The following is a 22,726-nucleotide window of genomic DNA, read 5'->3' as shown; positions in this document are numbered from 1 at the left end:
GACACTCCCCGATTTCATGCTCCTATACCATATTCATGGACATAAGCGGATGTTCAGAAAAACGGGAAGGATGCGTTAAAAATTGCGGTTTCCGAGGACAATGTTTTCCAAAAATTCATCAACCGCTTTTTCATACTGTTCCCGGTTCAAATTAAATGACTGGGCATGGGCTCCGTTTTCGGCAATAAACAGCTGTTTCGGCCCTCTTTTCTTTTCGTACAGGGCTTTTGTCATTTCCGGCAGAATGTAATCGTCCTTGGCGCTGTGGATAAACAAAACAGGCTTTCTGATGCGGTCGACCACATCGATCGGTGAAACATGGCGGAGCGAGTAGCCGTCGCGGATGCGGACAAAAAGGTCGGCAAGCGGGAAAAACCATTTTCCAGGCAACTTTGCCTCGTGTGTAAACTCCTGGATCAATTGGGTGCGAAAACTGGAAAACGGGCAGTCGGCGATATAAAAATCCGCCCGGTCACAAAGCTGCCCGGCATACAAAAGAAGCGTTGCGGCGCCCATCGATTCGCCGTGGATGCCGAAAAAAATGTCTTCCCCTTCGCGCGCCAGCAGCGCATCGACAACCGCTTTCAAATCAAATTTTTCGTAGTAGCCGTAGCTCGTCGATTTGCCACCGGATTCTCCGTGGCGCCTGTGGTCGTAAAGGATGGCATTAAAGCCCCGTTTAAGAAAAACATTCATGTACTTGATCGAATTCATTTTGTTTTCTGTTACGCCGTGACAGAAAATCATGAATTTTTTTGAATCGGGGTAGGGCTTGACCCAGACAGATTTCAGCATATAGCCGAAAGGGGAGAGGATCCACACTTCTTCTTTCGGCAGAGACGCGTATGCTTCAAGATCTAGCCGCTTTGCCGCAACTTCGCGGTCAATGATCAGGTGTTCGTCTTTTTTGCGCATATGCATCACCTGCTCGGAAATATAAAATCCGAGCGCGCCTGCCGAAAGCGCCGCCGTGCCCAAAAAAGATAAAACTTTTTTCAAAAAAATCCCTCCGTATCTTAAAATAAACGTTTAAGACGATTATACGATTATATGCCCGCAAGCCGAATGATTGCAAACAAAAACCGACGCGGCGAAATGAGCCGTGCCGGTTGCCGTATTATTGCGGGCTGTTCTGCCGTTTTGCCGGATGGATAGCTTTTTCCAAATCTTCCGCGGCCATCATCTGTTTCGGTGTATCCGCTGAAGGTTTCCCTTTTTGGCTATAGCCTTTGTCGAGTTTTTTCATACCAATCCCCCGAAAAGAAGATAGGGTTAGGATGCCCGAAAAACGGTCCAATTATCCGGAAGCGGCTTATTTTAAATTCATCAGCTTCTGCTTCAGCTCGTTTTCCATTGTCACCAGTTCCTGTTCGACCTGGACCCGCCTTGCCCTACCTTCCTGCTGGATGCGGAGCGTTTCTTCGAGCGTTGAAATCAAGTTTTCCTGCGTCTTTTTCAACGTTTCGAGATCCACAAGGCCGCGTTCGTTTTCCTGCGCCGTTTCAATCGTGTTGGCCTTCAGCATTTCCGCATTCCGCAGCAGCAGCTCATTTGTCGTTTTTGCCACCTGCTTTTGAGCCTCAACCGCATGGCGCTGGCGGATAAGCGTTAATGCGATGGCAATCTGGTTTTTCCATAACGGGATCGCGGTCATGATCGAAGACTGGATTTTCTCTGCCAGTGTCTGGTTTGTGTTTTGGATGAGGCGAATTTGCGGCGCGCTCTGGATGGTGATCTGCCGGCTCAATTTCAGATCGTGCAGCCGTTTTTCCAACCGGTCGGCAAACTGGATCATGTCGCTTACTTCCTGGAAAGCCATCTGGTCGCCGGTTGCTTCCGCTTTTTTCTTCAGCTCGGGAATTGTTTTGGTGCGCAGTTCATCAAGCTTGAGTTCACCGGCCGCAATATAAATATTGAGCGCGTGGAAATAATCTTTGTTTTTTTCATACAGCTGCTCGAGTATTTGGATATCTTTCAGCAGCGTTTTTTTCGAAAGGTCGAGCTTCACGCTGATGCGGTCGATCTGGGCGCTCGTTTTCTGGTATTTCGACAGCAGTTCCTGTACAGAGTTGGAAATTTTGCCAAGCATGCGCGAAAAGAAGTTTTTCTTTTCGGGCACAAGTTCCTCCGGGTTGACCTGCTCGAGTTTGCGCATTAGTTCGTTTAAAATATCGCCGATTTCCCCGATATCTTTTTTCTGTACCTGGTCAAGCATCGCATGCGAAAAATTCAGCAATTTCGACTGCGCCTGTGTGCCGTATAAAATGACGGCCTGGTGGTTTGCAGGGTCGATTTGTTTTGCCAGTTCATACGCTTTTTCGCGGTTTTCTTCCGGAAGCATGTCGACAAGGCGTGCAGGTTTCCGGCCCCCGGCAGGCTGCACCTCTCGTATTTCCTTGTCTCCGGGATCCTGGCTGCCGAAAGGATCGGCAAGCAGGTCATCAAGGTTTTCTCCAGCCGGTTCCTGCCAGAGCGGTTGTTTTTCTTCTGTCATTTTTTCAAACTCCTTTCATGCCGGAGGGAGATTTGCGTTCCAGCGAATGTTTCGCGTAAGCCAGTTCAAAGTCGAGCTCGTCCAAATCGGTCGAAAGCATATGGTACAAATCCTTTTCCGTCTCACGGCCCAATTGCTTTAATGCTTCTTCCGTATCCTGTAAATGATCGGACATTTTTTTATTTTTGACAGGCTGACCATTTAACAGGGCGTATTTTTCCGCCAGTTCCACCATGGAATCCAGGTGGTAAAAATAAAACGATTCCGCCTGGTAAAAGCGCTTCGGTTCTTTTTTAACCAAAGCATGTATTTTCCGGATCACTTTATTCATATCATAAAAAAGCTTGAATGTACCGATGCTGCGGACGGAAAAAAATGTTTTTTGCAGCCGCTTGATTTTTCTATCGGCTTCTTTCAAGTTTTTACGGATATACAAATAATCCTTTCTGGACAGCTGCTGTTCTTTCAGAAAGCTCCTCACCATAAGCCACTTCACGAGGCGGTTGACCAAAAAACCGCCTGCAAATGACAGCAGAAGGGACAGCCAAAACAAACGGCCGAAAGCAAAATAAATGAGCATCCAAAGCAGGAGTATGCTTGGAAAGGTAATGGCCGTGCGGATTACCGCGCCAATAAAAAATTTCATGATTGGACACCCCTGTACATTTCTTGATAAATTTGGCCATATGTCTAATACGGAAAGCCGGGAAGAAAAGATTCAAAAAACACGTAAATCTTTTCTTTAACGCTACTATACCAAAGATTCCGCGGATTTTTAAACCGAACGGCGCCTAATTTGACAATTTTTTTTATGGACATTTGATTTCTGCAAAACTGTACAGGAGATGGTATGTTAAAAAATGCGGCCGGAAATGGTAAAATAGAAAAAAACGGAAATTTACGGGAAGGGCGGTGAAGGTTGTTTGCAAACTTGCACATATGTCGGAAAAACGTTGTAAATCCGGGCACATTTGCGGTTTTGCAGGCAGCGGAAAATGGCGAAAAACAGGCAGACACAGCTGAAAAAAGAAAAGCAGGAAGAAAAGCTCCGATTGCAGGATGCGCTGGGGAGCGATGTGCTTGAGAAGCTGAAACAAGCGAAGCAGGAATTGACCGTGGAGGAGGAAGAAAAGAAAAAAGCGGAAGCGGAAAGGAGAAGGGCAGAAAGGAAGCGGCGCGAAAAAAACAAATCGTTTGCGGAACTGCTGGAAGAATCTGATATGGATTGGAGAAAATTTAAATAATTGACGAGACCCCGCCTGAAAAGTGCATGCGGGGCTTTATTATGCCCCGGCAACAAGGACATGACGATATACTTCCGGCGCGCTCCCGATACATCATCAGGATGCCGGAAAAAACAGAATGAAGGCGGTAATTTTTTTCATGGTTCTGGCCGCCCGGTTTCTTTTTTGGGTTGTGTTTGCTTTGCAGAACTGCGGAGGAAAGCACGGATGTCTTCAGCGGAAATCCCGATCTCCCTCGCTTCTTTCAACAGCAGCATCCATTCTTTTTTTGGCTGTGCGCAATATCCATAGTCAATTCCTCCAATTTTATTTGTTTGAATCTTGCCAGTTTTTAAACTTGATAAATTCCTTCATCTTGATGAAATCCTCTTTTTTCATCCCCTCATCAATGACCTTCCTTAAAAGTTCGATCCACTTCTCGTCAAAAGTGTCTTCCGCCAAGTTTTTTCCGCAAGCACATCAAGCAGCAAATATTCGACAGTTGTATCAAGCGGGCGCGCGATTTTTGCGAGAAACTCAAGGGAAGGGTTATTGCGGATGTTTCGTTCAATATAACTTAAATAAGATTTCGACACGCCGGCCCGCCAGTGTGTAATCGAGTAGCAGTAGCCTTTTTTCAGGCGGAGTTCTTTTATCTTTTTCCCGATCATGGTATTCTCCTTTTTTGATAAGTCCTTAATGTTCATTATAAAAAACGATCGATTCTTTATAAAATGCCAAAATTGTACGGACGGATGAAATAATTTGAGAAAAAGAACAAAAAATGTTCTTAATTAAGAAAATACCACTTTTTTAAAGTTATACAAAATTAACGTGCTTTCGTATATTCAAGTTGTGCAGATCGTTAAAACAAACGCTGATAAAATGCACATTTTCACTGTTTTAATTATAAAAAATAGATAAAAGGAGGATGGATTTGTTCTCTAAAAAGGACTACTGGAAAATCCAGGGAGGGAACAGAAAGGGGTATAGGTGAAAAGCGGGAAATCCGGGGTGGAAAAAGCGCACCAATCGTCACAAAGCAGCACAGCGAAGCAAAACACCGAAAACGCCAAAACAGCTGTAAACAAGGCTGCTCCAGGCAAAAATAACACAGAAAAAGGGGCAGCAATGCCGGATACAAACGTGCAAACAGAATTGGTTCCTGGCAGGGGGCCGGCCTTGCTTGATTGCCGGCGCGGAAAAACACCGCCCGCCTCGGCAAATAAAGCAAAAGCAGCCGCTTTTTGCGCAACTGCCTGTGCTTTTACTTTCGCCCCATTTTCCATTTGTTATATTCGAGGAATTCCCGAAATTCTTCTTTGGATACACCGGAATGCATGGCTTCAATGACCAGCTGTTCCCACTCGGCATCAAGTTCTGTTGTTTCTTTCTCATCTATTTGGTCGTGGAGCAAGACACCGATAGACACCCCGAGCACCTGGGAAATTTTTTCGAGAAATTGAATGGATGGGTTGGTTTGGATATTCCGTTCAATGGAACTTAAATAAGATTTTGCCACGCCTGCTTTTTCAGCCAATTCAGATAAAGACAGTTCTTTTTTCAGGCGGTAGCTTTTAATTCGTTCGCCAATCATGCACGTCACCTACCTCCGTTTTATTATAGCATATAACGAAGAATATGTTTCATATCTAGAACAAAAAAATTCACAACCCCCCAAAAATCGTTCCTAAGTTCGTCAGCCTTTATGATTGCCTTTTGCTTTTTTCTTTCTTAAAAAAGAATGGAATTCGGCGACCGACAGCCCCTTGTTTTTTGCCATGCTGATGAGATGCACCCATTCCTGATCCAACTGTTTATTGGAATATTGAACATCAGGCTTCATCCTCATTCCTCCTAAAATACAATGTATTTCAGGCAGCCCAGCCGTCTTAGCCTCCGCCTTAGACCTGTGGCTTTGCGCCTCTATTTTTCAAAAAGGTTTGCTCTTTTCTGATTTCTCCAATCCTTGTATCCGAACAATCGGTTCATTATGAATATAGACATTTTTTCTATCCGTGATGGTGGAATTTGTCGAAAAATCTAAAAATTGTTATGACAAATTCATCCTTTCTTCCCCTATTATATCGGCAAAGGGTGCCATTATTTTGGAATCTGGGCAGAATGTTGGCGCAAATATTGTCGAAAACGGACGATTCAGGTGACGCTTTTTGCGCGGGGGGCATAAATAAGATGGCAAAGAATGGCGCGCATCCTTTGCCGTGCAGGGTTATCGGTGTGCGGTATAAACATTTTGCTTTGTGATTTCGCGAAGCAGGTTGAGTTCCCGTTCTGTTAAAGGCAGTGCATTCACCGCATTGGCATTGGCACGCACCTGGTCCGGGGAGCTGGCGCCGGCAACGACTGAAGCAACCGTAGGGCAGGCGAGGTCATATTGGAGGGCGAGCTCGAGCATCGTCCGTCCGCCGCCAAGCAGCGCTTCTTTGATTTTTTCAAGAAGTGTGGCGATTTCTTCGTAAGTGTAATCAAGATACCCGTCCCGGGGCACCTTTTCCATCATTTTCCCGCTTAAAATTCCTTTTGCGACCGGGCCCCTGGCGACAATGCTGATCCCGTTTTCCTCCAAAAGATCCGTGACCGTTTCTTCCGGGCGCCGGTCCAATAAGCTGTACTGCATCATCACACTTACGATTGACGATTTTTTCATGTATTCGCGGATGACATTCGGGCGGATGGAAGAAATGCCGTAATAACGGATCACGCCTTCTGCTTTTAACTCTTCAAACGCTTCAATCGTTTCTTCAATCGGGTCTTCGATCGTTCCGCCGTGGAGCTGGTACAAATCGATATAATCCGTACCGAGGCGCTTCAGGCTTTGTTTGACGGATTCTTTTATGTATGCTTTGGACGGGTCCCAATGCCAGCCTTTGCCGTCTTCATTCCAGCGGTTCCCGACTTTCGTCGCGATGACCACTTCCCCGCGCACGTTTTTGAGCGCCCCGCCTACCAATTTTTCGTTGGTGCCGTGGTCATAAAGGTCGGCCGTGTCGAAATAGTTGACGCCTTCTTCGAGCGCCGTTTCGATAATGGCGCGCGCTCTTTTCGGGTCAGTGCCGAGCGACATGCAGCCGAGACCGAGTTTTGATACATATAAATTGGAATTGCCTAAACGGTTTTTTTCCATTTTTTCCTTCCCCCTTTTTCTTTTATTGTATAAAAGCGAGAGGGAAAAACACAAACATTGGGTTTAGGAACACGTTTTTTCAATCCATTCCTCGACCGTGCTGTACTTGCGGCTGTATTTTTTCAGTTGTGCGCGGATTTCCCAAGCCTTTCCTTTCAAAATAATGCCTTTTGGATGGACAAGAATGGTCATCATTTTTCACTCCCCTGGCCGGTAACTTTTTTATGGTAAAATATATGAGTCAGTTTAGAATCAAGAACTCGAGGAGTTTGGTAACATGCATAAATACGAAGAAAAAACGTTGAAGGTGGAAGAGATTTTTAACGGGAAAATATTGCATTTGCAAGTATTGGATGTCGAGCTGTCGGACGGGAAGACATCAAAGCGCGAGGTGATCAAGCACCCTGGTGCCGTCGCTGTGCTGGCTGTCACGAAAGAAAATAAAGTTGTCATGGTCGAACAATACCGGAAAGCGGCCGAGCGCGCGCTCATCGAAATTCCGGCCGGGAAACTGGAACCGGGGGAAGATCCGCTGGAGGCGGCGATGCGTGAACTCGAGGAAGAAACCGGCTATGCGTGCGGGAAATTGGAGCCGATAACTGCTTTTTACACCTCGCCGGGTTTTGCCGATGAATGGATCCGACTTTATATGGCTACAGGCCTTGAAAAACTGGAAGAGCCGAAAGCGGGAGATGACGATGAGTTTGTCGACATTTTGGAATTCAGTCTTGATGAGGTGAAAGGGATGCTCCGGTCGGGGAAATTATGCGATGCCAAAACGATCATCGCCCTTCAGCATTGGATCCTGCTGGGGGAAAACAAATGAACAACGAGGCTTATTTTGCTGATCTGCATATCCATATCGGGCGCACGCAAATGGGCAGGCCGGTAAAAATTACGGGTGCACAAAGCCTCACGCTTGAAAATATTTTAAAAGCGGCCAAAAAACCGAAGGGGTTGGACATTGTCGGGGTGATCGACTGCCATTCACCGGAAGTAAGGGAAGAAATCAGAACGCTTATCGGTTCAGGCGGTTTAGCCCCGTTAAAAGGCGGCGGGCTTTTGTACCAGGGGAAAGTCACACTGATCCCGGGTGTTGAAATTGAAGTTTATGATGAAAATTGCCTGGGGCCGGTCCATGTGCTCGCCTATTTTCCGGAATTGGCAGCACTTGATGCGTTTTCCGGATGGTATGCGGCGCGTGTTGCCAATCCGCATTTAAGCACGCAGCGGATCCGCGCGGGGGCAAAAGAGCTGCAGCAAAAAGTGAAGGCGCTGGATGGAATGTTTATTCCCGCCCATGTGTTTACCCCTTTTAAAAGCTTGTACGGAAAAGGGGTGGAACGGTCGCTCGAAGAAGTGCTTGACCCGGATTTGATTGATGCCGTAGAACTCGGGTTAAGTTCCGATACTGATATGGCGGACCGGATCGGGGAGCTGCACCGCTATCCATTTGTGACGAATTCGGATGCGCACTCGCTTGCAAAAATCGCGAGGGAATACCAAATGGTGGCACTTGAGTCTCCGTCATTCAATGCTCTTTTAAAGGCGTTCCGGAATGAGGGGGGGAACCGGATCATCGCAAATTACGGGTTAAACCCGAAACTCGGGAAGTATTACACAACGACGTGCGCTAAATGCCGCCAGCCTGTTTCAAGTGGAATTTGCCCGCATTGCGGGTCCCCGTTAAAAACGAAAGGCGTTTCCGGACGGATTGAAGAATTGGCGGATGCCCAACCGCTTAACACGCGCCCGCCTTATATCCACCAGGTGCCGCTTGAGTTTTTGCCAGGTCTCGGACCGAAAACGATGGCAAAACTACTGGACCATTTCGGGACGGAGATGGATATTTTGCACCGCGTACCGGAGGAGGCGCTTCGTGAAGTCGTTAACCTGAGTCTTTCGGATCTGATCGTAAAAGCACGGGCAGGAATGCTGGCGCTTGACTCGGGCGGCGGCGGAAAATACGGAAAGGTGAAGCAGAAAAAGCCCCGGTAGACCGTTTCCTCCATCTCCTGCATAAACGTTCCCCTCCTTTCATAGATTGATAGCAAGAGCCAACTCGCTTTCAGGAGGGGAAAGCAATGCGGAAACAAAATGTGCTACAAAATCCGATCAGCCGCCATATCAGGGAAAATTCCTCTATTTATTCGTTTGTCATCGTGCTGTTTTTGATGGGCGTGATCTTTGGCGCCGTCATTGTCAACAGCCTGTCCATCGCCCAGAAAGAAGATTTGTTTTTCTATTTGAAGCAATTTTTCGGACAAGTGTCGACCGGCAAAGTCGCTGCGCCGGAAGATTTATTCCGTTCGAGTTTTTTGCACAATATCAAATTTCTCGTGCTGATTTGGGTGCTCGGCATTTCGATCATCGGCTTGCCGCTCATTCTCATTCTTCTTTTTTTAAAGGGACTTGTTGTCGGTTTTTCGATCGGCTTTCTCGTGAACCAAATGAGGTGGGGCGGGTTTTTGCTCGCATTTGTCACCGTCCTCCCGCAAAATCTGCTCATTATTCCGATGTTTATTTTTACGTCCGTGATCGCGGTTATGTTTTCCTTAAACCTGATCCGTAAAATTTTCATCAAACAATCAGCCCATTATGCGTTTTTCCATTTATTTATCAAATATTGTGGGGCACTTGCCGCGGCATTCATTGCCGTATTGCTGGCGGCTTGCGTGGAAGCGTACATTTCCCCGCAGCTTATGCAGTCTGTTATGAAGATTATTAATTAATAATTAATATTAAAAAATAACCATTATTTTTTACAGTTTATAATCATTTCATTTTGACTATTTCCCTTAATCTGCTATAATATCATAGACAGCGGCGAGGGGGAGGAATAATGGAAGAAGCTCGTATTGATAGAATTAAAAAGCAATTACATTCAGCCAGTTACAAGCTGACGCCGCAGCGAGAGGCGACCGTGCGCGTTTTGCTTGAACATGAAACGGACCATTTGAGTGCGGAAGATGTGTACCTCCTTGTAAAAGAAAAATCCCCTGAGATCGGTCTCGCCACCGTTTATCGTACTTTGGAACTGCTGTCCGAACTGAAAGTGGTGGACAAAATCAATTTCGGCGACGGGGTATACCGCTATGACCTCAGGCAGGAAGGCGCCGCACATTTTCATCATCACCTTGTGTGCATCGAATGCGGCGCGGTGGACGAAATACAGGAAGATTTATTGGAAAATGTAGAAAAAGTTGTGGAAAGCCGCTGGCATTTTATCATTAAAGACCACCGCCTGACATTTCACGGCATCTGCTACAGGTGCCAGCAAAAAGAAAAGGGAAAGAAAGACGGGACAAAAGAAGAATGACCAGGCCTTTTCGCGCGGACGAAAAGGTTTTTGTTATAATATGCGTTTTTGGCTACCTCAGAAATTTTTACATACAACATGTATAATTCGGCAAAAGTCTGTCATAGCTTGTATTAAAAGTGATTCAGAAAGGCGGACGAAACATGCCGTGGCTGAAAATGTTGCTCCATGTGCTGAAAATCTTCATTCTGTTTTTATGCTGCACGTTGCTTTTTTACTTTACGCTGCTGTGGGTTAATCAGGAATATGAAAACTACCACCGCTATGAAAAACCAAAAGGGGCGGCCGTTAAGGTAAGCGCGGCCGCGAAGGATGAGCCGGCGTGGGTACAACGCCTGTTGCTCTTTTATATGGATGGGGAGTAATCGGAATGGAAGACCAATTAAAAGATTTTATGCATTTTATGGTTGTTGAAAAAGGGCTGGCCAAGAATACGGTTGCATCGTATGAACGCGATTTGCGCAGCTATCTCCGTTATTTGCAAAAGGTGGAGCTGCTCGCGTCCTGGAATGAAGTGACGCGGTTCCATATCATGCATTTTTTGAACTTTTTAAAACAGCAGGGGAAATCATCGAAGACGCTCGCAAGGCATGTCGCCTCGATCCGGTCTTTCCACCAGTTTCTGCTGAGGGAAAGGGCGGCGGACCATGACCCGACCGTCCATATTGAAACTCCCCGGGCCGAGCGCACTTTGCCGAAAGTATTAAGCATCCAGGAAGTCGAAGCGCTGCTTGCCGCGCCGAAAGGGGATACGCCGCTCCATATGCGTGACCAGGCGATGCTTGAGCTGCTGTATGCAACCGGCATGCGTGTCAGTGAACTGATCGGGCTAAATCTCGATGACCTCCATTTGTCGATGGGCTTTTTGAAATGCATCGGAAAAGGGGACAAGGAAAGGATTATCCCGGTCGGGCGTACAGCAACTGCGGCGCTTGAACGGTATTTAAAAGACGGGCGACCGAAATTAGTGCCCAAAACGGAAAAAACGGATGCGCTGTTTTTGAACCACCACGGCAGCCGGCTGACGCGGCAGGGGTTTTGGAAAATTTTAAAAGCGCTCGCCAAAAAAGCAAATATTGAAAAAGACATTACGCCGCATACGCTCAGGCATTCGTTTGCTACCCATCTGATCGAAAACGGCGCTGATTTGCGGGCGGTGCAAGAAATGCTCGGGCATGCTGATATTTCGACAACGCAAATTTATACCCACGTCTCGAAAACAAGATTAAAAGATGTCTATGCCAAATTCCATCCAAGGGCCTGATGCTTCTCCCTCCTTGCATTCCACGGGGCAGGTTGAAGCATCCGGCCCTTTCTTGTACTTTTGTGGCAGATTTTAGTAAAATAATAATTATGATCACATTCACGGCAGATAGACGGCTGCCGCAAAGCTTGAGGAGGCAATGAAATGAAAGAGAGCGGATTCAAAAGGGTGCATCTCATTGTAATGGATTCCGTCGGGATCGGGGAAGCGCCCGATGCTGATAAATTTAATGATAAGGGCGCGGATACGCTCGGCCATATCGCGGAAAGAATGAACGGGCTCCATATGCCGAATATGGCAAGACTTGGGCTGTCCAATATCCACGAAATTAAAGGCATAAAGCCGGCGGAAAAGCCGCTAGCGTATTACACGAAAATGCAAGAAGCGTCAAACGGAAAAGATACGATGACGGGCCACTGGGAAATCATGGGTTTGAATATAAAGGAGCCTTTCCGGACATTCCCGGACGGTTTTCCACCCGAACTGATCTCCCTTTTGGAAGAAAAAACAGGCCGCAAAGTGATCGGCAACAAGCCGGCGAGCGGGACGGCGATTATCGAAGAACTCGGGGAAGAGCATATGAAAACCGGCGCTTTAATCGTTTATACATCCGCCGATCCCGTTTTGCAGATTGCCGCGCACGAAGAAGTAGTGCCGCTTGAAGAATTATATCAAATCTGCAAAATCGCCCGCGAAATTACGCTTGCGGACGAGTACAAAGTCGGACGTGTGATCGCGCGCCCATTTGTCGGCAAGCCGGGAAGTTTTAAACGGACGGCAAACCGCCATGACTACGCGCTTAAGCCTTTCGGGCGGACGGTCATGAACGAATTGAAAGACAGCGGGTTTGACGTCGTTGCGCTCGGTAAAATCTCGGATATTTACGACGGGGAAGGCGTAACGGAAGCGATCCGCACCGTCTCCAATATGGACGGGATGGACAAATTCATCGCAACGTTTGATAAAGATTTTATCGGGTTAAGCTTTTTGAATTTGGTCGACTTTGATGCTTTGTACGGCCACCGCCGCGACCCGGAAGGATACGGGAAAGCGCTGGAGGAATTCGATGCGCGCCTCCCGGAAGTTTTTGCCAAAATGAAAGATGGTGACTTGCTGATTATTACTGCTGACCACGGCAATGACCCGGTCCACCATGGCACGGACCATACGCGCGAATATGTGCCCCTGTTGGTGTATGCCAAACGTTTTCAAGTTGGCAAGGCACTGCCGGTCAGGAGAACGTTCGCGGATATCGGCGCAACGGTGGCGGATAATTTTGGCGTCAAAATGCCTGAATACGGTACAAGCTTTTTGGCGGATTTAAAATAGGAGGATTTGAAATGGATTACGGACAGGTAAAAGAAGCAGCCGCATTTTTGCAAAATAAGTATACAGGGAGGCCGAAAATCGGGCTGATCCTCGGTTCCGGGCTCGGCATCCTCGGCGAAGAAATCAAACAGTCGGTGCGGGTGCCGTACAAAGAAATCCCGCATTTTCCCGTGTCGACGGTAGCGGGGCATGCCGGCCAGCTTGTTTTCGGTTTTTTAAGCGGAAAAGAAGTCGTCGCGATGCAGGGCCGTTTCCATTACTATGAAGGCTATCAGATGGGCCAGGTGGCGTTCCCGGTGCGGGTGATGAAAGAACTCGGCGTGGAAGTGCTGATCGTGACAAACGCGGCAGGCGGGGTGAATGAAAAATTAAAACCTGGCCAGCTGATGCTCATTTCCGACCATATCAATTTGATGGGCACGAACCCATTGATCGGACCGAATGACGCGGAATTCGGCGTGCGTTTTCCGGACATGTCCGCCGCGTATGATCCGGAATTGCGCCAATTGGCAAAACAAATCGCAGACGAGCTGCAAATCGATGTGCAGGAAGGCGTTTATGCGGCGTTTACAGGCCCTTCATACGAAACGCCCGCCGAAATCCGCATGGTGCGCGCAATCGGCGGCGATGCGGTTGGCATGTCAACAGTGCCGGAAGTGATCACAGCGCGCCATGCCGGATTGAAAGTACTGGGCATTTCCTGTATTACGAATATGGCAGCGGGGATCCTTGATGTGCCTTTGAACCACGAAGAAGTGGTGAAAACGGCAAACCGGGTCCGGGAAGATTTCCTTTCGTACGTAAAAGAAATCACCGGTCGTTTGAAAGTAGGGCAGCCAAATGAGAATGGTTGATTTGATTGAAAAAAAGCGTGATGGATATGAATTGGCAACAGAAGAAATCCAATTTATCATCCGCGGTTATACGGACGGTACAATTCCGGATTACCAGATGAGTGCTTTCGCCATGGCCGTCCTTTTCCGCGGGATGACGGAAAGGGAACGGGCCGATTTGACAATGGCGATGGTGCACTCCGGCGATATGATTGATTTATCGGCCATTGAAGGGATTAAAGTCGATAAGCACTCAACCGGCGGCGTCGGCGATACGACTACGCTCGTGCTCGCGCCGCTTGTTGCGTCAGCAGGCGTCCCGGTTGCTAAAATGAGCGGGCGCGGACTCGGCCATACGGGCGGCACTATTGACAAGCTCGAATCGGTACCGGGTTTTCATGTCGAAATTTCAAATGAGGAATTTATCCGGCTTGTCAACGAGAATAAACTTTCCGTCATCGGCCAAAGCGGCGATTTAACGCCTGCCGACAAGAAACTGTATGCATTGAGGGATGTCACAGGCACGGTCGACAGCATCCCACTGATCGCCAGTTCAATCATGAGCAAAAAAATCGCGGCCGGGGCGGATGCGATCTGCCTCGATGTGAAAACGGGCGCGGGCGCATTTATGAAAACGCTCGAGGATGCCCGCGAACTAGCGCGTGCGATGGTTTCGATCGGCAGGCACACCGGCAGAAAAACGATTGCCGTGATCAGCGATATGAGCCAGCCGCTCGGGTATGCAGTCGGCAATGCCCTTGAAGTAAAGGAAGCGGTCGATACGCTGAAAGGGAAAGGCCCCGAAGATTTGCGCGAACTCTGCCTTGTACTCGGGAGCCATATGGTCGTTTTGGCGCAAAAAGCAGGCTCCTTAAAAGAGGCGCGCGCGATGCTCGAAGCTTCGATTGCCTCCGGTAATGCGCTTGAAAAATTTAAAGTGTTCCTCAAGTCACAGGGAGGGGATGTATCCGTTGCGGACCATCCGGAAAAACTGCCACAGGCCAAATTCCAAATCGATCTTCCTGCGTTAGAGAGCGGATATATCTCCGGCATTACGGCGGATGAAGTCGGCCTTGCCGCCATGATGCTCGGCGCCGGCAGGGCTACAAAAGAGTCAAAAATTGATCTTTCGGTCGGGATCGTCCTCCATAAAAAAGTGGGCGACCCTGTTAAAAAAGGGGAATCGCTTCTCACCATCCATGCCAATCAAGAAGACATTGCGGAAGTGAAAGAGAAACTTTACAAACATATCCGGATCTCAAAGGAAAAAACGGCCCCTCCCCGCCTCATATGGGAAGAAATCGAAGAATAACCTGATTCCCACCCGGCATACGCCGGGTTTTTTTATCGCGTGTGAAAAAATCAGTATAAAAATGGCGGAACTGGAAAAAATGGTTCTATGCATACGTATTTAAAATCTCCGCCCGGTTCGGGGGTTTTGCACTGGAGTTTCACATTTTACAAGATGGAGGGTCATCATGAAGAAAATCACAAGTTTGCTCGCCTGTCTGATACTTGCCGCCGCCGCCCTGGGCCCGCGCGCTTTTGCGGCCGAAACGAAAAATGAACTGGCCCCGGATGCCAAATCCGCCATTTTGATCGAGCGTGACACGGGAACAGTTTTATACAGCAAAAACAGCCATGAAGAACTGCCGCCCGCATCCATGACAAAAATTATGACCATGCTTTTGATTATGGAAGCGCTTGATAAGGGCGAAATTAAAATGAATGAAAAAGTGCGGGCGAGCGAATATGCGGCCTCCATGGGCGGATCGCAAATCTTCCTTGAGCCCGGCGAAGAAATGACAGTGGAACAAATGCTGAAAGGCATTGCCATCGGTTCGGCAAATGACGCTGCCGTTGCGATGGCGGAAAGGATTGCCGGAAGTGAAGAAGCTTTTGTCGACCGCATGAACGAACGGGCAAAAGCGCTCGGCCTGAAAAACACGCATTTCGAAAATGTAACGGGGTTGCCTGTAAAAGGCCATTACAGCTCGGCATATGACATGGCCATGATGGCGAAGGAACTGCTGAAGCATGAAGAGATTACAGAATTTACCGGGAAGTACGAAGATTATTTAAGGGAAGGCACGGATAAAAAGTTTTGGCTTGTCAATACGAATAAGCTTGTCCGGTACTATCCCGGCGTTGACGGCCTAAAAACCGGCTTTACGAGTGAAGCGAAATTCTGCCTGACCGCGACGGCCAAAAAGAACGGCATGCGCGTCATCGCCGTCATTTTCGGCGCGCCGTCGACAAAAGAACGGAACGCGCAAGTCTCAAAAATGCTCGACTATGCATACAGCCAGTATACCTCACATCCGTTATACAAAAAAGGGGCGGTACTTGCTGAAGCGAAAGTCAGCAAAGGCGATGTGAGGCACATCCGCGCCGTGACAAGCGAGCCTGTATCGGTGCTGACGAAAAAAGGCGTGAAACTGTCAAATATCAAGAAAACGGTTAAATTGAACGGGCATTTGCAGGCCCCTCTGGAAAAAGGGCAGCCGGTCGGGACGCTCTCGGTCAGCCAGGGCGGAAAAATGCTGGCAAAAACAACGCTTGTCGCGGAAAAAAGCGTCAAGCGCGCAAGCTGGTGGCAGCTATTCAAACGCGCTGCCGGGATGTTTGCCCAGAATGACTGATGTCGAATGAAATGCAAAAAATGTTTTTTTCTTGCTTCTTTTGTCGGCAGGAAGGAAAAACGGGCAGGAAGGTCGAAATGACTCACTATTAACAGCGAAGGAGGCTTTTAATCGTGAGTCTGGCGATTGACCTGGAAGTGAAAAAAGATGTTTTATGCATCCGGCTGCAGGGGGAATTGGACCACCACACCGCCGAAGCTTTGCGCGGGAGCGTGACGAAAGCAATTGATGAAAACGGCATCCGCCATCTTGTTTTAAATTTGGAGCAGCTTACCTTTATGGATAGCTCGGGTTTGGGCGTGATATTGGGGCGGTACAAACAGATCAAACAGAAAAACGGGGAGATGATCGTCTGCGCCATTTCCCCGCCAGTAAAACGGCTGTTTGAACTGTCCGGTTTGTTTAAAATTATCCGTCTTGACGAATCCGAACAATACGCGCTGCACAGATTGGGGGTTGCCTGAATGAAAAACAAAATGCAATTGCAATTTTCCGCGCTCAGCCAAAACGAATCTTTTGCCCGTGTGACGGTTGCCGCTTTTGTGGCGCAGCTTGACCCGACGCTTGAGGAACTGACCGAAATCAAAACGGTCGTGTCGGAAGCGGTGACGAATGCGATTATCCACGGGTATGAAGGCGATCCGGACGGGATTGTCTATTTGTCGGCGGCCATCGAGGATAACGGGACGGTTGAACTTGTGATCCGCGATGAAGGGAAAGGGATAGAAGATATTGAAGAAGCCAGGCAGCCGCTATTTACGACAAAGCCCGAACTGGAAAGGTCCGGCATGGGCTTTACGATCATGGAAAATTTTATGGACGATGTAGAAATCCAGTCGCAGCCAGAATTAGGCACCGTTGTTCGTCTAAAAAAGCATTTGGCCCTGAAAAACGCCTTATGCAATTAAGGAGTCGTGCCGATGGATGTAGAACTGAAGAAGGGCAAAAAACAGGCCCAGCTGAAAGATGAGGAAGTGAAAGACTTAATCAGGCGGAGCCAGGACGGGGACCAGGCCGCGCGCGACCTGATTGTCGAAAAAAATATGCGCCTTGTCTGGTCGGTTGTCCAGCGTTTTTTAAACCGCGGGTACGAGCCGGATGACCTGTTTCAGATCGGCTGCATCGGACTGTTGAAATCCGTTGACAAATTTGATTTAACTTATGATGTGAGATTTTCAACGTACGCGGTTCCAATGATCATCGGGGAAATTCAGCGGTTTTTGCGGGATGACGGGACGGTAAAGGTAAGCCGCTCGCTGAAAGAGATGGGCAACCGCATCCGCAAAGCGCGCGATGAACTGACGAAAAAGCTCGGCAGATCGCCGACGGTCCATGAAATATCGGAAGTGCTGGACATCCCGGTTGAAGATGTTGTGATGGCGCAGGAAGCAAACAAATCCCCATCCTCGATCCACGAAACGGTTTACGAAAACGACGGCGACCCGATTACGCTATTGGACCAAATCGCGGATCAGAACGACCAGAAATGGTTTGATAAAATTGCGCTGCAGGAAGTGATCAGGGGATTGGAGGAGCGGGAAAGGCTGATCGTCTACCTCCGCTATTACAAGGATCAGACGCAGTCGGAAGTGGCGGAGCGGCTCGGCATTTCCCAAGTCCAGGTTTCCCGCCTTGAAAAGAAAATATTGGAAGTTATGAAAGAGCGCATGGAGATGTAAAGCTGTGCGCTTTTTTGCATTCCCGGTTTGATGCATGAAAACCTCCCAATATCACATACTACAAGTAACCAGTAACAAGCAGGGGGTGAATGCAATGGATGAAACGGTTTATTTACGGCTGCGCCACCGCATCCGCGTGAATCCGGGAAGCTCGGTTTTGTTGTCCCATATTGCCCAGATCATCGCCCCCGGGCATTTGGAGGAAATCCTCCCCCGGATCCCCATTCATCAGATTACGGAAGAAGATCGGGATACTGTTGTAGTGGACATGATGCAAATCATTTCCTGTATCCGGCACTATGCCCCTTCGGCTGCCATTTCCCAGATCGGCCCGTCGGAGGCGATCATTGAAGTGGCGATAAAGAAAAGGAATCTACCGGTATTGTTTTTTATTTTGATTTGGATTTTGCTGTTTTTGGGCTCCGCGCTCGCCATTATCAATTTTCACGAAGATGTCGGCATGCAGGCGGCCCAGGAAAAAATCTATTATCTCATCACCGGCATCCATGATGACACGCCGCTCGTTTTTCAAATCCCTTATTCACTCGGGCTTGGGGCGGGAATGGTCATTTTTTTCAACCATGTGTTTAAAAAAAGATTCAACGAAGAACCGAGCCCGCTCGAAGTGGAAATTTTCAACTACCAGCAGGACATCGACCAGTACATCCTGCTGAATGAAAACAAGGAGAGCATTAAACATTTTGACCATCGTTAAAGAGATGTTTGCCGCCTTTTGCGGACTTGGCGGTGGGCTTGTCGCCGGCTGCGGTTACGTGGCATTTTTAACCGTGCTCGGCATCGTGCCGCGGCTTGTGCAGCTGTCGAAAACCGCAAAATTTATCCAATATTATGAGTGGGCGGTGGTGCTCGGGGTGCTGTCCGGCACATGGTGGGGGCTCGGGGATGCCGGCGGGAGACTCCCTTTGTTTGTTGCGGCGCCGGCCGGGCTTTTTTGCGGCGTGTTTGTAGGCATGCTTGCCGCCGCGTTGACGGAAGTGATCAATGTTATCCCGATTTTTTCGAAAAGAATCGGGATGGACCGGCGACTGATCAGCGCGTTAATGGCCATTGTCATCGGCAAAGTGGCCGGTTCTTTATTCCAATGGCTCTATTTTGTATACCATTAAGAAAGGAAAGTCGGCATGGGGAAGAAACGGAGGGTCATCCTTGTTACAGACGGAGACGAATACGCCAAAAAAGCAATTGAATGTGTCGCAAAAAAAATCGGAGGGCGCTGCATCTCACAGACGCGGGGCAATCCGACCGTGTTGAGCGGGGAACAGACTGTAGAGCTGATCAAAAACGCGGCATCGGATCCCGTCTTTGCCATGTTCGACGACAGCGGGTATATCGGGCCGGGTTCCGGAGAAGAAGCGCTCATGTATGTTGCCGGGCACCCGGATATCGAAGTTTTGGGGGTGATTGCGGTCGCGTCCAAAACCCACCAGGCGGAATGGTCAAGGGTCGATGTCTGCATTGACAACAATGGAGAATTAACGCCGTACGGGGTCGATAAATTCGGCGTTCCGGAAATGGAGCTGAAAAAAATAAACGGGGACACGGTCTACAGCCTCGATTGCCTGGATGTGCCGGTCATTGTCGGGATCGGGGACATCGGAAAAATGTCCAAAAAAGACGACTATAAAATTGGCGCCCCCATTACCGAAAAAGCTGTCAGCCTCATCTTGGAAAGGAGCGGATTCAGGCATGATGAACACAAGCGCAAAAAGGCCGGTTCCGGCAAATCCTGCTGAAACTGAAGCATTTTTTAAAAATAAAATCGGCCTCGGCATCAGCTATGATATCGGCGTAAGGAAAATCCAAGTGTTAAAAAAAGAAGTGCAGGTTTACTATATCAACGGGTTGACGGACACGCTTTATATTATCCATATTCTCGAACAGCTTGTGGAATTAAATAACGATCAGCATTCTGAGCGGAATGCGTATGAACTGATCCAAAACCGGATTGTCCACCAGCAGTTCCAAAAAGTCAAAACGCTTGATGAAATGGTGGACCAGGTCCTTTCCGGGCTGATTGGAATCACCGTGGAAGGGGAGACGGAAGCGATTATTATCGATGTCCGCAGCTATCCAGGCAGGACGCCGATGGAACCGGATACGGAAAAGGTTGTCAGGGGATCGCGGGACGGCTATGTGGAAAATATCGTTTTTAATACTGCGCTGACGCGGAGAAGGATCCGTGATGAGCGGTTGCGTTTTGAAATGATGAAAGTGGGGGAACGCTCGAAAACGGATGTGGCGCTCGCCTATATTGAAGGAGTGGCCGACCCCGAATTGATTGAAACGGTAAAAAAAGAACTGAAAGCGATCGATCTTGACGGCATCACGATGGCGGATAAGACGGTGGAAGAATTTTTGCTGAAGCAGGGTTTCAATCCTTTTCCGCAAATCCGCTATACCGAACGTGCAGATGTCGGCGCCGCCCACCTGCTTGAAGGGCATGTATTAATTTTTGTCGATACATCGCCGAGTGTTATCATTACACCGGCGACGATCTTCCACCATATGCAGCACGCCGAAGAGTTCAGGCAGGCGGCCGCAGTAGGGACTTTGATCCGTTGGGTCCGGTTCTTTGGCATCTTCACATCGATTTTTTTATTGCCGCTTTGGTACTTGATGGCAGTGGAACCGTCTCTTTTGCCTGATAAGCTGGATTATATCGGCCCGAACAAGCAGTCGCATGTCCCGCTCATTGCCCAAATTATGATTGCGGACCTCGGCGTGGAATTTATGCGGGTCGCCGCCATCCATACGCCGACCCCGCTTGCGACGGCAATGGGCTTGATTGCCGCCGTCATGATCGGACAGATTGCGGTGGAAGCAGGCCTTTTTGTATCTGAAGTCATTTTGTATGTGTCCGCGGCGGCGATCGGGACATTTGTGACGCCAAGCTATGAATTGAGCGTCGCCAATAAAATTGTCAGGGTCCTGCTGCTTGTTTTCGTCGGATTTTTCAAAGTAAAAGGGTTTGTGATTGGCAGCACGGTGTTCTTGCTGTTTCTCGTTGCGATGAAGCCTTTGAACGCCCCGTATTTATGGCCGTTTATCCCGTTTAACCCGATGGCATTTTTCCAAATCCTTTTCAGAAGGCCGATTCCGGGCTCCAAATTCCGTCCGAGCATCGTCCAGCCTGTTGACCGCTTCCGGCAGCCGCCTGATGCGTAAACTATTGCGAAAAGCCTGTTTTTATGATAAAGTTAGTAGAAAAATTAAGAACAGGATTTCAGTGCCGGGAGAACAAAACGGAGCCGCCGGGCATAATGTATTTGGAAGGCGGCTTTCCTCTATTCGGGCGGAATATACAGGTGGAGTTGAAAAAGATGAACCATTACGGGACGATGAAAGTAAATGCACAGGGGCATCTCGAAATCGGCGGCGTGGACACGGTGGATTTGGCCGCCCGTTACGGAACGCCTCTTTATGTATATGACGTTGCTTTAATACGGCAGAGGGCCAGAGCATTCAAAGAGGCTTTCCAAAACCTTGGTGTAAAATCCCGGGTTGCCTATGCAAGCAAAGCTTTTTCTTCCATTGCCATGCTGCAGCTGGCGAATGAAGAAGGTCTCTCCCTGGACGTTGTCTCGGGCGGGGAATTGTATACTGCAATGGCTGCCGGATTCCCGGCGGAAAAAATCCATTTTCACGGGAATAATAAAAGCAGGGAAGAGCTGGAAATGGCGCTTGATGCCAATATTGGTTGTATCGTGGTGGATAATTTTTACGAACTCGGGATGCTGGAAAATCTTTGTGCAGCAAGAAACCGGAAAATCCGGGTCCTGCTGAGGGTGACGCCGGGCATCGAAGCGCATACGCATGATTATATTTTGACGGGACAGGAAGATTCGAAATTCGGGTTTGATTTGCAAAATGGGCAGGCAGAAACAGCTTTGAAGCAGGCTTTGGATTCCAAATGGCTCAAAGTCCACGGGCTGCACTGCCATATCGGTTCACAAATATTCGAAACGGCCGGGTTTGTTCTGGCCGCCCAAAAAATTATGGAAAAACTGGATAAATGGCACAAGCTTTACGGCTATTTTCCGCAGGTGCTGAACCTTGGAGGCGGCTTCGGCATCCGCTACACGAGCGAGGACAATCCGCTCCCGCCCGGTTATTATGTGACAGAGATCGTAAAAGAAGTCAAACATCAAGTAAATATGCGCCGCCTGCCAATGCCGGAAATTTGGATTGAACCCGGCCGGTCGCTTGTCGGGGAAGCGGGGACGACGCTTTATTCGGTAGGGTCGAGCAAAGAAGTGCCGAATGTCAGGAAGTATATTGCCGTTGACGGGGGGATGATCGACAATATCCGGCCGGCGCTGTACGATGCAAAATATGAAGCGGTGCTGGCCAACCGCCCGCTTGCAAAATGCGAGGAAACTGTATCGATCGCCGGCAAATGCTGCGAGTCGGGGGATATGCTGATTTGGGACTTGCCGCTTCCAAAGGCGGGCAGTGACGATCTTCTTGCCGTGTTCTGCACCGGCGCCTACGGTTATTCAATGGCTAACAATTACAACCGCATCCCTCGCCCGCCGGTTGTGTTTGTCGAAAACGGAAAAGATGAGCTTGTCGTCAAGCGGGAAACTTATGAAGATTTGATCCGCAACGACCTTCACCTGCGCGTGCCGCTTGCCGAATGAGGCGCGCGCCCGGGTGGAAAACTTATGCTTGTCTTCCGGCTGCGCTTATGATAAATATGAAGTTGTCGTCTTGCGCCTGTTTACTTTCTCTGAAATAAGCATATACTAATAAGTAAAGCGTTTGAATTAAACTGGAT

The 22,726-nt window shown here is 48.5% G+C and carries 29 protein-coding genes and 1 riboswitch; of the genes, 19 read left to right on the top strand and 10 right to left on the bottom strand.

Features of this window, described 5'->3' with window-relative positions; genetic code table 11:
- Positions 1-75: 75 nt before the first annotated feature.
- The 4 genes from GBH70_RS02415 to GBH70_RS02405 all read right to left on the bottom strand — a co-directional run bounded on the left by GBH70_RS02415 (position 76) and on the right by GBH70_RS02405 (position 3,140).
- The gene (locus GBH70_RS02415) at positions 76-999 is read right to left on the bottom strand and encodes an alpha/beta hydrolase (RefSeq protein ID WP_151679529.1); all 924 of its coding nucleotides are present in this window, start codon (positions 997-999) and stop codon (positions 76-78) included.
- Positions 1,000-1,117: 118 nt separating this feature from the next.
- On the bottom strand, positions 1,118-1,246 hold the full coding sequence (locus GBH70_RS17490; RefSeq protein WP_259371264.1) for a hypothetical protein: 129 nt from the start codon (positions 1,244-1,246) through the stop codon (positions 1,118-1,120).
- A gap of 66 nt (positions 1,247-1,312) precedes the next feature.
- Positions 1,313-2,494 (bottom strand): toxic anion resistance protein, encoded by a 1,182-nt coding sequence (locus tag GBH70_RS02410; RefSeq protein WP_151679528.1) that lies wholly within the window; start codon positions 2,492-2,494, stop codon positions 1,313-1,315.
- Between the two features lie 4 nt (positions 2,495-2,498).
- The gene (locus tag GBH70_RS02405; RefSeq protein WP_253693356.1) at positions 2,499-3,140 is read right to left on the bottom strand and encodes a 5-bromo-4-chloroindolyl phosphate hydrolysis family protein; all 642 of its coding nucleotides are present in this window, start codon (positions 3,138-3,140) and stop codon (positions 2,499-2,501) included.
- A gap of 349 nt (positions 3,141-3,489) precedes the next feature.
- Between GBH70_RS02405 and GBH70_RS02400 the strand changes: the two genes are divergently transcribed.
- Positions 3,490-3,738 (top strand): YqkE family protein, encoded by a 249-nt coding sequence (locus GBH70_RS02400; protein WP_151679527.1) that lies wholly within the window; start codon positions 3,490-3,492, stop codon positions 3,736-3,738.
- A 137-nt stretch (positions 3,739-3,875) separates the two neighbouring features.
- On the opposite strand, the gene sinI is transcribed toward GBH70_RS02400, so the two are convergent.
- The 6 genes from sinI to mciZ all read right to left on the bottom strand — a co-directional run bounded on the left by sinI (position 3,876) and on the right by mciZ (position 7,054).
- The gene (gene sinI, locus GBH70_RS17735; protein ID WP_151679526.1) at positions 3,876-3,995 is read right to left on the bottom strand and encodes a DNA-binding anti-repressor SinI; all 120 of its coding nucleotides are present in this window, start codon (positions 3,993-3,995) and stop codon (positions 3,876-3,878) included.
- Positions 3,996-4,136: 141 nt separating this feature from the next.
- Complete coding sequence (locus tag GBH70_RS02390) at positions 4,137-4,388, bottom strand: helix-turn-helix domain-containing protein (protein WP_253693353.1); 252 nt, start codon at positions 4,386-4,388, stop codon at positions 4,137-4,139.
- 596 nt (positions 4,389-4,984) lie between these two features.
- The gene (locus GBH70_RS02385) at positions 4,985-5,314 is read right to left on the bottom strand and encodes a helix-turn-helix domain-containing protein (protein WP_151679525.1); all 330 of its coding nucleotides are present in this window, start codon (positions 5,312-5,314) and stop codon (positions 4,985-4,987) included.
- A 102-nt stretch (positions 5,315-5,416) separates the two neighbouring features.
- Positions 5,417-5,563, bottom strand: a complete 147-nt coding sequence (locus tag GBH70_RS02380) for an anti-repressor SinI family protein (RefSeq protein WP_151679524.1) — start codon at positions 5,561-5,563, stop codon at positions 5,417-5,419.
- A 28-nt stretch (positions 5,564-5,591) separates the two neighbouring features.
- A riboswitch (cyclic di-GMP riboswitch) is annotated at positions 5,592-5,675 on the bottom strand.
- Between the two features lie 272 nt (positions 5,676-5,947).
- Positions 5,948-6,862 (bottom strand): aldo/keto reductase, encoded by a 915-nt coding sequence (locus GBH70_RS02375; protein ID WP_151679523.1) that lies wholly within the window; start codon positions 6,860-6,862, stop codon positions 5,948-5,950.
- A gap of 63 nt (positions 6,863-6,925) precedes the next feature.
- A complete protein-coding gene (gene mciZ / locus GBH70_RS02370; RefSeq protein WP_151679581.1) occupies positions 6,926-7,054 on the bottom strand; it encodes a Z-ring formation inhibitor MciZ in 129 nt (42 codons plus the stop codon).
- Between the two features lie 85 nt (positions 7,055-7,139).
- Here mciZ and GBH70_RS02365 point away from each other — a divergent pair, with 85 nt between their 5' ends.
- The 18 genes from GBH70_RS02365 (at position 7,140) to lysA (ending at position 22,589) form a co-directional block, all read left to right on the top strand.
- Positions 7,140-7,688, top strand: coding sequence for an NUDIX hydrolase (locus tag GBH70_RS02365; RefSeq protein WP_151679522.1), 549 nt, complete (start codon positions 7,140-7,142; stop codon positions 7,686-7,688).
- On the top strand, positions 7,685-8,860 hold the full coding sequence (locus GBH70_RS02360) for an endonuclease Q family protein (protein ID WP_151679521.1): 1,176 nt from the start codon (positions 7,685-7,687) through the stop codon (positions 8,858-8,860). Before GBH70_RS02365 ends, GBH70_RS02360 begins: the two co-directional genes overlap by 4 nt.
- Before the next feature lie 86 nt (positions 8,861-8,946).
- On the top strand, positions 8,947-9,594 hold the full coding sequence (gene spoIIM / locus GBH70_RS02355) for a stage II sporulation protein M (protein WP_151679520.1): 648 nt from the start codon (positions 8,947-8,949) through the stop codon (positions 9,592-9,594).
- A 110-nt stretch (positions 9,595-9,704) separates the two neighbouring features.
- The gene (gene fur, locus GBH70_RS02350) at positions 9,705-10,181 is read left to right on the top strand and encodes a ferric iron uptake transcriptional regulator (protein WP_151679519.1); all 477 of its coding nucleotides are present in this window, start codon (positions 9,705-9,707) and stop codon (positions 10,179-10,181) included.
- Positions 10,182-10,324: 143 nt separating this feature from the next.
- Positions 10,325-10,546, top strand: coding sequence for a DUF4227 family protein (locus GBH70_RS02345; RefSeq protein ID WP_151679518.1), 222 nt, complete (start codon positions 10,325-10,327; stop codon positions 10,544-10,546).
- 5 nt (positions 10,547-10,551) lie between these two features.
- Positions 10,552-11,445, top strand: coding sequence for a site-specific tyrosine recombinase XerD (xerD, locus tag GBH70_RS02340; RefSeq protein WP_151679517.1), 894 nt, complete (start codon positions 10,552-10,554; stop codon positions 11,443-11,445).
- Between the two features lie 144 nt (positions 11,446-11,589).
- Positions 11,590-12,774, top strand: coding sequence for a phosphopentomutase (gene deoB, locus GBH70_RS02335; RefSeq protein WP_151679516.1), 1,185 nt, complete (start codon positions 11,590-11,592; stop codon positions 12,772-12,774).
- A gap of 11 nt (positions 12,775-12,785) precedes the next feature.
- Positions 12,786-13,628: a purine-nucleoside phosphorylase gene (locus GBH70_RS02330; RefSeq protein WP_151679515.1), complete on the top strand. Its 843-nt coding sequence runs from the start codon at positions 12,786-12,788 to the stop codon at positions 13,626-13,628.
- Complete coding sequence (locus GBH70_RS02325) at positions 13,615-14,919, top strand: pyrimidine-nucleoside phosphorylase (protein ID WP_151679514.1); 1,305 nt, start codon at positions 13,615-13,617, stop codon at positions 14,917-14,919. The genes GBH70_RS02330 and GBH70_RS02325 overlap by 14 nt, the downstream gene beginning before the upstream one ends.
- A 166-nt stretch (positions 14,920-15,085) precedes the next feature.
- The gene (locus tag GBH70_RS02320) at positions 15,086-16,249 is read left to right on the top strand and encodes a D-alanyl-D-alanine carboxypeptidase family protein (protein ID WP_151679513.1); all 1,164 of its coding nucleotides are present in this window, start codon (positions 15,086-15,088) and stop codon (positions 16,247-16,249) included.
- Between the two features lie 113 nt (positions 16,250-16,362).
- A complete protein-coding gene (gene spoIIAA / locus GBH70_RS02315; RefSeq protein WP_151679512.1) occupies positions 16,363-16,713 on the top strand; it encodes an anti-sigma F factor antagonist in 351 nt (116 codons plus the stop codon).
- Positions 16,714-17,157: an anti-sigma F factor gene (gene spoIIAB, locus GBH70_RS02310; protein ID WP_151679511.1), complete on the top strand. Its 444-nt coding sequence runs from the start codon at positions 16,714-16,716 to the stop codon at positions 17,155-17,157.
- Positions 17,158-17,169: 12 nt separating this feature from the next.
- Positions 17,170-17,928 (top strand): RNA polymerase sporulation sigma factor SigF, encoded by a 759-nt coding sequence (gene sigF, locus GBH70_RS02305; RefSeq protein WP_151679510.1) that lies wholly within the window; start codon positions 17,170-17,172, stop codon positions 17,926-17,928.
- A gap of 94 nt (positions 17,929-18,022) precedes the next feature.
- Positions 18,023-18,643 carry a stage V sporulation protein AA gene (locus tag GBH70_RS02300; RefSeq protein WP_151679509.1) on the top strand — a complete coding sequence of 207 codons (621 nt, stop codon included), beginning with the start codon at positions 18,023-18,025 and terminating at the stop codon, positions 18,641-18,643.
- Positions 18,603-19,055, top strand: a complete 453-nt coding sequence (locus tag GBH70_RS02295; protein ID WP_172967435.1) for a stage V sporulation protein AB — start codon at positions 18,603-18,605, stop codon at positions 19,053-19,055. The genes GBH70_RS02300 and GBH70_RS02295 overlap by 41 nt, the downstream gene beginning before the upstream one ends.
- Before the next feature lie 15 nt (positions 19,056-19,070).
- Entirely contained in the window at positions 19,071-19,682 is a 612-nt protein-coding gene (gene spoVAEA, locus GBH70_RS02290) for a stage V sporulation protein SpoVABEA (protein ID WP_151679507.1), read from the top strand.
- Complete coding sequence (locus GBH70_RS02285; RefSeq protein WP_151679506.1) at positions 19,636-21,114, top strand: spore germination protein; 1,479 nt, start codon at positions 19,636-19,638, stop codon at positions 21,112-21,114. The genes spoVAEA and GBH70_RS02285 overlap by 47 nt, the downstream gene beginning before the upstream one ends.
- 155 nt (positions 21,115-21,269) lie before the next feature.
- Positions 21,270-22,589 carry a diaminopimelate decarboxylase gene (gene lysA, locus GBH70_RS02280; protein ID WP_151679580.1) on the top strand — a complete coding sequence of 440 codons (1,320 nt, stop codon included), beginning with the start codon at positions 21,270-21,272 and terminating at the stop codon, positions 22,587-22,589.
- Positions 22,590-22,726 lie beyond the last annotated feature (137 nt).

It is taken from the genome of Weizmannia acidilactici, assembly GCF_008974225.1.
Lineage (GTDB): Bacteria > Bacillota > Bacilli > Bacillales > Bacillaceae_C > Weizmannia > Weizmannia acidilactici.
The sequence above is the reverse complement of the archived record's forward strand: the minus strand, read 5'-3'. Positions and strand labels throughout refer to the sequence as shown.